Source organism: Streptococcus mitis B6 (assembly GCF_000027165.1).
GTDB lineage: Bacteria > Bacillota > Bacilli > Lactobacillales > Streptococcaceae > Streptococcus > Streptococcus mitis_AR.
Genome location: NC_013853.1, coordinates 536970 through 549487, shown reverse-complemented (window position 1 = coordinate 549487; position 12518 = coordinate 536970). Strand labels below are relative to the sequence as shown.

Here is a 12518-nt window from a genome sequence, read left to right as displayed (position 1 = left end):
TTTCTCCTTTAAAAATCGTCATTAAGCGATTAAAACTAACACCTCCAACAGTATCATTTACTGTCGGAGGCTTTTAGATAGTGCTAGCAATAGCCAATTGATACTGTAAAAGAAATCGTTTCTTATCCTTTAACAGCTCCCATAGTAATACCCTGTGTGAAGGATTTTTGGAAGACTAGGAAGACTGTTACGATTGGCACAGCAGCAAGGGCAGCTCCTGCCATGATCAAACCATAGTTGGTTGCCATTTCAGCCTGCATGGTCGCAACCCCAAGTGAGATGGTCAAGTTTTGACGTGAAGTCAACATTACCAATTGCATGAAGTAGTCGTTCCAAGTATTGATAAAGGTGAAGATTGCAAGAGCCGCAAATCCTGGTTTCACAATTGGGAAGGCTACGCTCCAGAAAGTACGAATCTCACCACAACCGTCGATTTTAGCTGATTCAAGCAACTCTGTTGGGATGTTTTCGCTGAATTGTTTCATAAGGAAGACACCAAATGGCCATCCAATCAAAGGCAAGATAACTGCCCAAAGAGTGTCATGAATCCCCATGAAGTTGACGATACGTACCAATGGCACAAGGACAACTTGTTTTGGAAGTGCCATGGCAGCGATAAAGATTGCGAAGAGGATACGTTGACCATAGAAACGTTTTTTAGCCAATACATAACCTGCTAGAGATGAGGTTGCACAGACTAAGAACATGGTTACCAGCGAGATAAACACAGAGTTCCACATCCACTGCAAGGCAGGGTTCTGCACCATGAGTTGTTGGAAGTTTTCCATGGTTGGCATTTTAGGGAACCACTGCGGAGGAATAACGATTGTATCAGGTTGTGATTTGAATGCCCCTGTCAAAATCCAGTAGAATGGAAAGATGAACAGCACGGTCAACAAGAGCAAAATGATTGTTGAAATAACAGTAAAGGCTGTTAATGGTTTCTTTTGTGTAGATTGCATAGCTGTCTCCTTTCTTTAATATTCTACGTCGTTTCCGAGTGCTTTAAATTGAACAAAGCTTACGATAGCAATCATAACTGCCAAGAAGACACCAATTGTGTTGGCATAACCATATTCTGTCAATTGGAAGGCTTTTTCGTACAGGTAATACATAAGTGTACTTGTTGAGTAGTTTGGACCACCTGAAGTCAAAAGCTGAATCAAGGCGAAAACTTGGAATGAGTTGATTGTTGTGATGATTGCGATATAAAGAGTTGTTGGAAGAAGGCTTGGCCATTTAATCTTCCAGAAAACTTGAAATTCAGTTGCACCGTCTACACGAGCCGCTTCAACCAGTGAATTGTCAATATTTCCCATGGCAGCGATGTAGAGGATAATTGGTTGACCAACTGAAGTTGTCAAGAGGATAATCATAATTGCCAGCAATGCCCAGTGTTTGTCTCCCAGCCATGAAATATTTTGAGTAATAATATGACTTGATTTAAGAACAAAGTTCAAGATACCTGATAGTGGGTCATAAATCCATTTCCATACAACCGTTACGGCAACACTACCTGTTACGACAGGAAGGAAAAAGACAAAACGGTAGAAAGATCTGGCAATAGCATTTTGATGGTAGGTTTGCGACGCCACAAAGAGCGAAAAGAGAACAACAATCGGTACAGATCCAACAACCAAAATAACTGTGTTAATCAGAGATTTTGTAAAGACAGGATCTTTAAACATACGGATATAGTTATCTAAGCCCACAAATTCAAAACTAGTCATAGAGTAGTTAAAGAAACTTGTGACGAATCCCATAATCATTGGTACTAAAACGAAGACAATGAAGAAGAATAAAACTGGCGCTAGGAAAGCATAAGAAATAATAGTTTCTCTCATACGAATTTTATTAACTTTCACTGTAGGCACCTCTCTTTCCTTTTCTTTTTTATTGATAATCTCCTAAGAGAATGATGATTTACCTTTTAAATAAAAGCCCCCTTTTCTTACACAAGTGTGCAAAGGGAAAAGGGGCTACAAAATCTGTTTAGGGTTTATTGTTTAGTAGCTTTTTTGATAGTTTCGTTTGCTTTTTCAGTAAATGCTTTCAATGCATCAGCTGGTTTTTGATCGCCATTTGACACTGATTGCAACATTGGGAACCATAGAGTTCTCATTTCTGCAAAACCATCAATTGTATTGTAGTATGGTGAGTAGTACTTAGTCCAAGCACCGATTGTTTCCATACGTTTGTCATCATAGAGTTTACCAAATGATGTACGAACTGGGAATGCTCCTGTACGAACAACATCTTTTGGACCCCATTCTTTATCATCAGCGATGAATTGAACAAATTTCTTAGAAGCAGCAACTTTCTTGTCGTCCTTGTTGTTGAATACTGCAAATCCATTTACAAGGTATTCAAGAGCTGGTTTACCAGAATCAGATGGGAATGGTACTTCTACTACTTCTACTTTACTTGCTTCCAAGAGTTTACCTTGGATACCATTTTGAGCTGGTGCCCAAAGGATTGTGTAAGATGTTTGACCGTTAGCAAAGTTTTGGATGTCTGCTCCACCATCAAATTGTGAACCATTGTTCAACAAACCATCTTTAATCCAGCTAGCTGCTTTTTCAAGACCTTTAACAAATTTAGGATCATCAGTTGTATACTTAGTAACATCTTTATCTGTTACAGAAGCTCCGTAAAGGTTTGCTACAAAGGCACGTGTTCCTTGGTCTCCCCCTTGACCTGAACTGAACAATGAACCTGGTGTATAGCCTTTATCTTTGAGTGCTTTCAATACTTTTTCAAAATCATCAGTTGTCCAACCTTCTTTTACAAGGTTTGCTACTCCAGCATCTTCTAGCATTTTCTTGTTCATTGCCATGTAGAATGGGGCAGAACTAATTGGATACATGTAAGCCTTGTCTCCAGCTTTACTTGCTTTTACAATATTTTCATTGTTGACATCTTTAACAAAGTCATCTGTGAAGAGGTCGTTCAAGTCAGCCAATTTACCGTTTTTACCATATTGGATGATACGTCCTGGTGCGTCAAAAAGTACGTCTGGAGCTGTACCTGCTTCGATAGCTGTAGTGATTTTTTCAGGACCTGACTTGAAGTCGATGGTTTCCAATTTCACTTTTACATCTGGGTTTGCTTTTTCAAAGGCTTCGATGATAGATTTTTCATATGTTCCAACACCGTCACCAGTTTTTTCTTGGGTGAAGACTGGGAATGCCCACCAAGTGATTTCTGTTTTTCCACTATCGCTACCAGATTTTCCAGCGTCTTTACTTCCACCAGAATTACCACATGCAGCAAGACCAAGAATCGCAGCACCCGCAAGTACTGTACAAGCTAGTTTTCTAAATTTCATTTGTATTCTCCTAATTGATAAGCGTATCCATATTGGATAGTGAGTTCTTTGCATTTGTATACGTTTTCATTCCATCCTACGCATCCACCACTCTCCTCTGTTTTAAGATTGTGTTATTTAAGACCCGCAACGAAGCGTTCCGTAATCTCTTTTGGTCTAGTAATAGCACCACCAACAACAATACCTCGCACTCCATATCCTAGAATTTGTTTGGCTTGTTCTGGTGTATGAATTTTCCCTTCGGCGATGACATCTACACCCGCATCACAGAGCTTTTTGATGAGTTCAAAATCTGGACCGTCTACTTTTGGACTATAAGATGTGTAGCCTGATAAGGTTGTTCCGACAAAGTCAATTCCTGCTTCTACAGCTGCTAGCCCTTCTTCGAAGGTACTTGTGTCAGCCATCAAGAGCTGGTTAGGATATTTTTCCTTGACCTGACGAATGAACTCTTGAATCTCTAAACCATCGTAGCGTTCACGCTTGGTACAATCCAGAGCAATCACTTCTATGTCGAGTTCTGCTAATTCATCAACTTCTTTCATCGTAGCCGTGATGAAGGGTTCTTGCGGTGGATAATCTCGTTTAATTATCCCAATGATTGGAAGTTTGGTGACCTCCTTGATTTCCTTGATATCGCGAACACTGTTTGCTCGGATACCGACTGCTCCACCTTGCTCAGCCGCTTTGACCAGCAAGGGGATGACTCCTCCCGCTTCTGTATAAAGCGGTTCGTGAGGAAGGGCCTGACAAGAAACAATGATTCCATCTTTAATTTGATTAATCAAGGCTTCTTTAGTAATCTGTGGCATCCTTTTTCCTCCTTTTCTTTGTTCTTATGAGCTTATTATATATCATTTATGAAGCGCTTTCAATACTTTGTAGTAGGATAGATTCCAGTTTCAAAAGTATTTTATAGAACAGCTGTTTCTGAAAGTAGTTTCAGATAATATAAATATCCGTATCTATTACTCACAATTACGAATCTTATTATAAACTTCTATATCAATAAAACCAGTCTAGAATTCCCACATTTTTCAGGACTCTAGACTGGTTTATTTTATATGAACATAAAAGTTCAAAGAACAACTGAAGACAAATTAACTGTCTTTTCGCTTATAAGAAATCATTGCTCCAAGAAACACTCCTACAAAACCAAATAAGATTGTTAGTAATGAAGCAGACTCACCTGTATTTGGTAACATAGTTTGTTCATTGTTACTTACTCTATTCTCTGATTGGTTTGATTCTGAGTGTTGATTTGTAGATAACAATTTAGGTAATGGTGCAATCTCCTCTTCTTTTTTATCTTTTGTAGCATTATCAAGTGCTAGATTATTAACAGAGAGTCGGAAAGTCATAGCATAAATACTAAAGTGATTGGTTCCAAAAATAACCTTTCCATCTTTTTGTGTGAATTCAAGAGGATGTAGATTTCCTTCTGGATCTACATAATAAACATTTTCAACAGACTGATCCGTAGTAAAAGTAATAAGAACTTTTCCTTTAGGTTGAACCGATTGACCATCTGCATTCTTCAACTTGATATCAAATGCTTTATAGTTTAATGAGCTTAAGCTACTAACTTTCACTTCTTCTATTTGAACAGCTTTAACATTTCTCAAAACTTCTTCTGAAGCTTGAATGTGAACACTGCCTGTTTCATTTTTGAAAAGACGTTGCGAGCTGTCAAGACTTGGGATAACTTGATTAGTTTTTTCTTCTTTCTTACTTTCCTTATTACTTACTTGTTTCTCAGTAGATTTCACTGTTGAAGTTTCTTCTGGTGTTGCGAATAGTCCTGTATAATCTTCTAATTCATTCACCGCTGCTTCTACTGCGTTTACTCCTCCACTGTATTCGTCTACCTCTGGGGTTACGACTGGTTCTGAACTTACTCCTCCTGAATAATCTAAAAGAGATTCTGCGGTAGCTATTTCTTCTCCTGCTGTTCCTATAGCTCCAGTATAATCGTCTAATTCACTTGCCGCTGCTTCTACTGCGTTCACTCCGCCGCTGTATTCGTCTACCTCTGGGGTTACGACTGGTTCTGAACTTACTCCTCCTGAATAGTCTAAAAGAGATTCTGTGGTAGCTATTTCTTCTCCTGCTGTTCCTATAGCTCCAGTATAATCATCTAATTCATTTACTGCTACTTCTGCTGAGTTTATCCCACCAGGAATTCCTGAGTTTCTTAAGTTTACTGGTAAATCGTGCATACTTTCTATACTACCACCAACTATACCAGTTATTTCTTGACCAATATCTTTTTTATTTACTGCAAATAAAAGAGTTTTATTGTCTAATTGAGTCATAAATTCAATTGTTTTTCCATTAGCTAAACTTAAAGTAGGTGCTTGATTAACTAATACTTCTGAATCAAACTCTAAACTCATTATACCTTCACCCATATCAGAAACTTGTTTAACTTTTACCTCTTTAGGAGAAATTCTATCTTTAGTCAAGAAGTCCCAATTAAATTTCTTATAAGAAAGGGTATAGCGATTTTGACCATTTTCGCTATGTTCATATAAAATTCCGTATTCTCCGTTACCCAAGTCTTGTAATGAATTATATGCAAATTCTCCACCTTGAATTAAATGATGTTTTATCCAAGTCAACTCGCCGTTCTTCTCAACACGTGCCAAATGGACTAAACCATCTTTTCGTTCGCGGCCTGGTCCAGCAGCATTGCTAAGAAGAATGTACTCTTTCCCATCATGCATCGTATGAATAGCTGACATTTGTACGTAGGCATCTTTTACTTCTGGATAACGTTTGATTGTTTTCTCCCAAGTGATCCCACCGTCTTTACTAGTAGCAACCTGAAGATCTCCAGTTAATCCACGCATGAAGAGTTTGACATCTCCATTATTTAATTGAAGTACGGTTGATTCTGTATTTTGCGCACCACCATTATTCATGTTAGATGAATGAATAGTCTTGTTTCCTACAGGTCGATTATCATTTGGTGCTTCTCCAGCATGCCAGGTTACTCCATGATCATCTGAGTAAATCAAACGAGAAGATTGAGAACCACCTAAATGTGAAACACTATTTGTTGTATAAGCAGGTACTAATATCCGCCCCTTGTGCTCACCTGTGCGTAATACAATACCCGTTCCAGGACCTGTTCCAAGGAATTTCATCCAATCTTGACGAATACCTGGTGTGATATCTTTCGGTGCAGACCAAGTTTTACCATCATCATCACTATAAGACATCCATAAATAGCTAGTATTTGCAACTTTAAAAGGATTTTTAGTACTTTGTGCAAAGTAAACATTACCAATTAAATCCTTCCCTTTATACAAATCACCTTTGTCGCTATATCCTAGTTTTTTGGGATTTACTACAACATGGTAATCTGTTTTTTGATTTTTAGAATTATAAACTTCACCATTTTCACGAATGGTATAATATCCTTTTTCGCCTGTTTTATATAAAATTTGATAAGTTTTATCCCCTATACGCTCGTATGCTTTTTCAGGTTTAGCAGGCATACCGAATACTGCTTTTCCTTCTGGGAACATATCATAAACCGAAAAGATTCTCTTAGTTTCTGGATCTTGAACTAATACCATATCAATATTTAATGGCGACGGAGCAGTTTTGTCTTTGGCATCTGGATTATCACGAAGATTAGAAATTGTTATTCTATCTCCCCACGTCTCTCCTCCGTCCTGACTTCGACGAACTACCATACCAATATCTCCCCAATCTGCGAATTGTAAACGTCTTTCATCCGCTCCGGCAATTAATGTGCCTTTATCTGTTTTTAGCAGTGCTGGAATTCGGTAAGTATTAATTCCATCCTTATTCAATCCACCATTTACACCACTTACAAAAACTTCCTTCTTCTCTGTGATTTTTGCACTTTCTGGCAATTTCACTTCTAAATCTGCTACTTTAAATAATTGACTGCGTTTTCCTACTTCTTCAGACGTTAAGGCACGATCATATATGGTCAGATTACGAACCTGAAGATTTGATCCCCACATTGTTTGGTTCGCTCTTCTAGTAGCACCAATCTGAATCTTATTAACATCTGGCATATCTTTAATAAAACGACCAGATTTCGTATTCGTTCTAGATAATACACCATTTACATATAGACGAACTTGTCCATTTGGTTGGTCTGCTTTCGGTCTTTCCACTGTGAAAGTAACAGAATTCCATTTTCCAGGTTTTACTTTAAGTGGTGCATCTGAATAACTTCCATAAAAGTGACTTCCATCAGCTCCGCGAGCTTCTACCATTGCAGTACCTTTATTAACAGACATACTGAAATATTCGTCTCTATTCTTATCACTTGATACAGAGAAAAGATTATAGAATTGCGGAGCGTTGGCATCTGGTTTAAACTCCATATGAATAGTCGCATTTTGAAGATGTTTCAACTTATCTAAGGCTTCTGCTAAGTCAACTCTTTGCCCATTTCCAGCATTCGTAGCAAGGTCTTCTTTTTCAAATACAGTTTTAACATTCTTCAAGTCTCTAGCAAAGTAATCACGTGGAGGAAGTACAACGTTATCTGCACTTTCAACTTCTTCTGGGAGATTCTCTGTTTTTTCTCCTTTTTCTACATTGGGCTCTGCTGGAACATTTTCAGAATTTCCTTCTTGGTTAGTAGGTTTCTCTTCTTTCAAGCTTTCCTTGTTAATTTCAACTCCATTGTCAGTTGCTGAAGCCAACTTTTCAGCTAGTTCCTTATCCAAATCCTGTTTAGATGATGCTACTTCTTTGTCTTTCACATAAACTGGCTCTTTGGGTTGACCTTCAATATAGGAACGAACCCAATCTAATTGTTCTTTTGATAAAACTAAGCCACCACTACGATTATCAACCACTCCATTTTGATGAACGCCGATTAAAACACCTTTATCATTGTATAGTCCACCACCTGATGCTCCAGGTTTCGTACCTCCATAGCTGATTCCCTCTATACCAGAACCAAAGTCAGTAGTTCCGACTACTTTACTATCTAAAACTGGACTTAACTTGTTATCTGGGAAACCATAAACCGAAACTGTATTGCCTTCTGCAACTTTTGCAGATTGCTTCACAACTTCTACAGGAGTTACTCCTTGTACTGCTTCTTTTAATCGAACGAGAGCTAAGTCATTTTTAAAGCCAAAAACAGACTCTGCTCTGTTCCAATAAGCAATTTCTTCATCAGAAAAATTGATAGAAGTTCCATTTGGTAACGTAGCCTTATAAACTGTATTCTCTTTCCCTGACTTTGTAACAACCTTAGAGCCATTAACTGTTAAAAAGTTGTGTGCCACAGTTAATAACAAATTAGGAGCAATTAAGGTTGCTGAACCTGTTCCATCAGGTGTTAAGATATGCGTAGTGGCTTGGAAATTTTGTTCTCCATTTGGTGCATTTTTTACTATTTCACTTGGTTTTGGTAAGTTTGCAGTTCCACTTAAATCAACTTTCCCAACCTCCGTACGAGCAAAATCAGTTTTTGGAGCTACCGAGTCTAACACAGCTTTAATAACCGTATTTCCTAGAGCCACTTTACTTACATAATCACCAGACCAACTAGTATCCGTAACTAACTTGTTGATAGGAAGATTATTATAAGACACTATCTTAGCATTCGGAGAATCACCTACTAATCGATTAAAGTCTGAATCTTGTCGTAAATTGAATACGATTGGTGAGTCAACTTCTCCTGTTTGCACTACCTTGTCTGCAATCAAGCGATTGCCCTTCACATCTTCCAGACGAAGAAGAACTCGACCTTTTTCAACTCCACTTAATAAGGTTGCTTGACCTCTATCATTGAAACGATAGCGCGCACCATCAATTTCTTTTTCAACATTCTTTAGAGCTTTATGATTTTCGTCATAATAGTAGCGAATCGTTCCATCTAGGTACCATCCCGTAATTGCATATCTATCCACCATAGAACGAATCCACTCTTTATGCTTTTCCGTAAAGATAGTACCACCACCGATACGATTAGCTTCTACTTCACTAGCAGTATTTGTTCCGTGTTGATGGATACCAACTACTTCCCCTTTATCATTAAATAAAGGAGCACCTGAAAAACCACCTAAAGCAGACGTATGGTAAGTAACAGCACCATTTTCTTTATTAAGAGTACTTACTTTCCCTTCAACTTCATAAGGTTTTCCATCTTTTAGTCGATTTCTGTTTTCTTCACTTAGATTAGAGGTTGAAAAATCATTGGGATAGCCAACCATTCGAATCGAATCACCTGTAGCTACCTCAGTCTTACTTAGCTCTCTTGGTGAATCCTCTCCATTTGTCATAGCTTCAACAGTTTTATTAGTTACAACAACTGCCAAGTCATTACCGTAAGACTTTCCAAAATCCTTTTCATTATATGCATGAATAGACTCTTTAGCTACAGCTTCAGTACTACCTGACGTAGGAACTTTATTTATTTTCTCCGTATCTGAATTCATCACGACATAACTTTTAGCAGAATCACCGCCACGTAAAACCGCAGAGCCATCTTCAGTTTTTTTCTCGTAGTAGTTATGAGCAGCAGTCACCATCACATTTGGTGCAACAAATACTCCGCTACCTGATGCTGTTTGTTGACCACTATTACCACTATCATAGGTGGTATAGGTCATCGCTACACCATTAGCAGCATCGCTATGAACTTCTACATCTTTTATATCGTTACCACCCTGAATAACATCAGCATAAGCAACTCCACCGCCAATAACTGGTAACTCTGGTGCAGCTAAACCAAGCACTGCGAATAATGTCAAGCAACCAACCAAACCATAAGCTTTGGATTTACGGAATTTTCCTAAACCTTTTAAACGTATAAACATATATTACCTCACTTTAACTTTCAAAGTTAATTTGTGCATATGAATTCAAAACAACTTAATGAGTCCTGCAACTTCATCCTCCTTCCTACTACACGACTCATAATATATAATCTGTTTTAAATATATATATTATTTCTTTAAGTTTCAAACTTGCTCCTACAGTATAACATAATCTGTAATCGCTTTCAACAATATATCATGTTTTTTTATTTAATTTTAGAAAAAACAAATATTTGTTATATTTACCATATTTACATATATTACTTTGTTTTATCTTATTGTATCTTGTTGCTTAAGAAAACATTTAAGTTAAATAATCATCGCTTCTTTTTTCAACTATTCTATTCATAAATTAAACAATATTTTGTAAAGGAGTAAAAACTTATTCCTCTCTTCTTTCTTATACCTATCTACTCTCAATCATCCTATTTTACACACCCGATATCAACTGAAAACTTGTCACTTCCAACTATTACAATAACAAAAAGAGAGCTACTGGGCTCTCTCATTCATTATTTTATGTACTTAAAAGGAATCTCACTGCCGCAGAGCCAGTTGTAGACTTGGTCATTAACAAAGACATTCATGGCTTCGTGAGAATACTCAGGCATGATGCGATAGGCCTTGTCGCAGGTCAGACGATTATAAATCGCAAACTGGGTAATAGGATAACAAACATCATCGTCCAAGCCCGTAATCATCTTAACCTCACCCTTGATACGATGGGCAAGATTTTTCACATCGATATAGGCCAGGGTCGCCATGATATCTTCCTCAGTTTCATGGAAGGGGTCGTGAAACTTGAAATAACGGAAGAGTTCGTCGTAAGCCTCGCTAGTATTCCCAATCTCAAGCACTCGTCTGAAGTCTGACAAGAAGGGATAGATGGTAACTGTTTTCTGAATCCGTGGATTGAGTGCTGCCGCAACCAAAGCTAAAGCCCCTCCTTGAGAGGCACCATAGCTAGAAAGACGCTTCTCATCAACCTGAGACAGACTAGCAACAATTTCAACCAACTGGTAAATATCCAGATAAACATCCTTATAAAAGAGGTGCTCCCGACCCTCCACAGCACCACGGATGATATGCCCCTTAACCGTATTTCCTAGAGGAGAACGCAAGCCGTCTTGTGAGTAACCCGACTGCCCCCGCACATCCATAGAAACAACACCGTAACCAGCCACGGTGAAGGCCAGCATGTCGGACCAGTCCCAGCCACGTCCCATATAACCATGGAAATGGAAGATTAGCGGAACCTTCTCCTCACTCTTTGGAAGAACGACGCGTGCATAGACCTTACCTTCATTGGTTCCTTCAAATATCAACTCATAGCACTTGACTTGAGGAATGTGGAAATTCTTTTCCTCCAACTGATAAGCTGGAAGATTTGAAACTTTTTTCACTTCCTCATCCCAGAAAGCATCAAAGTCTTCTGGGACCCCATCTCTTCCTAGATAGGTCTTCATTTCTTCTAATAAAGCCGGATTTTTCATAGCATGCTCCTTTTATTTTGTAATCGTTATCACAACTGTAGCATATCTAGGGAAGCAATGCAAGAAAGAAGGGTAAATAGAAAGTGAATTTAGATTTTTTCTTCAAACCTACTGACTGAAAGTCTAATAAATTGAATCTAGAATAGTACCAATTAACTTCTAAAGTATTTTTAGAAATTAATGTGAATGGCCCAGTTGATTTGTCTACAGCTTATCTCGATATACTATAGTTTCAATGGAGATTGAATAGAGAATCATCTATCAGAAAGTGAGGCAACATCATGAAATCTATCAATACGCAAATGTTACAGACAGAACGTTTGATTTTGAGAAGATTTGTGGAGAGTGATGCGGAAGCCATGTTTCAAAATTGGGCTTCGTCTGCTGAGAATTTGACCTATTTCATTCGGGATCCCCATACGAATCTTGAGGTGATTCGAAACTCGATTCGTAATTGGGTTGCTTCCTATGCCAATCCCAACTATTACAAATGGGCCATTTACCTCAAAGAAAACCCAGAGCAAGTGATAGGAGATATCAGCATCGTTGCAATAGATGAGAACGATTCTTCTTGTGAAATTGGCTATGTTTTAGGAAAAAACTATTGGAGTCGTGGCCTTATGACAGAGGCCTTAAAAGCTATCTTAGACTTCTGTTTTACTCAAGCAGGTTTTCAAAAAGTCAAAGCACGATATACCAGTCTCAACCCAGCTTCAGGTCATGTTATGGATAAGACTGGAATGTCCTATCTAAAGACTGTTGCAAATGGGGTAGAGAGAAAAGGCTATATTGCGAACCTTATTTATTATCAGATAAGCGGAGAAGACAGATAATCTTAAAATTTATTGCTTATCCGCTGTTCTTATTTTTTAT

General features: G+C 38.1%; 7 protein-coding genes. 1 reads left to right on the top strand and 6 read right to left on the bottom strand.

Going from position 1 to position 12518, the window contains the following annotated elements:
• Nucleotides 1-122 precede the first annotated feature (122 nt).
• From SMI_RS03065 to SMI_RS03040, 6 genes are all read right to left on the bottom strand, one after another.
• Nucleotides 123-962 (bottom strand): carbohydrate ABC transporter permease, encoded by an 840-nt coding sequence (locus SMI_RS03065; protein ID WP_001192120.1) that lies wholly within the window; start codon nucleotides 960-962, stop codon nucleotides 123-125.
• A 15-nt stretch (nucleotides 963-977) separates the two neighbouring features.
• On the bottom strand, nucleotides 978-1844 hold the full coding sequence (locus SMI_RS03060) for a carbohydrate ABC transporter permease (RefSeq protein WP_164925548.1): 867 nt from the start codon (nucleotides 1842-1844) through the stop codon (nucleotides 978-980).
• A 155-nt stretch (nucleotides 1845-1999) separates the two neighbouring features.
• The gene (locus SMI_RS03055; protein ID WP_000672105.1) at nucleotides 2000-3328 is read right to left on the bottom strand and encodes an ABC transporter substrate-binding protein; all 1329 of its coding nucleotides are present in this window, start codon (nucleotides 3326-3328) and stop codon (nucleotides 2000-2002) included.
• Between the two features lie 113 nt (nucleotides 3329-3441).
• Nucleotides 3442-4140: an N-acetylmannosamine-6-phosphate 2-epimerase gene (locus tag SMI_RS03050; protein WP_001135682.1), complete on the bottom strand. Its 699-nt coding sequence runs from the start codon at nucleotides 4138-4140 to the stop codon at nucleotides 3442-3444.
• A 288-nt stretch (nucleotides 4141-4428) separates the two neighbouring features.
• Nucleotides 4429-10152 carry an SIALI-17 repeat-containing surface protein gene (locus tag SMI_RS10975; RefSeq protein WP_000470655.1) on the bottom strand — a complete coding sequence of 1908 codons (5724 nt, stop codon included), beginning with the start codon at nucleotides 10150-10152 and terminating at the stop codon, nucleotides 4429-4431.
• Nucleotides 10153-10664: 512 nt separating this feature from the next.
• On the bottom strand, nucleotides 10665-11645 hold the full coding sequence (locus tag SMI_RS03040) for an acetylxylan esterase (protein WP_000795143.1): 981 nt from the start codon (nucleotides 11643-11645) through the stop codon (nucleotides 10665-10667).
• A 281-nt stretch (nucleotides 11646-11926) separates the two neighbouring features.
• On the opposite strand from SMI_RS03040, the gene SMI_RS03035 reads away from it, so the two are divergent.
• Nucleotides 11927-12478, top strand: coding sequence for a GNAT family N-acetyltransferase (locus SMI_RS03035; protein WP_000836233.1), 552 nt, complete (start codon nucleotides 11927-11929; stop codon nucleotides 12476-12478).
• Nucleotides 12479-12518: the final 40 nt, after the last annotated feature.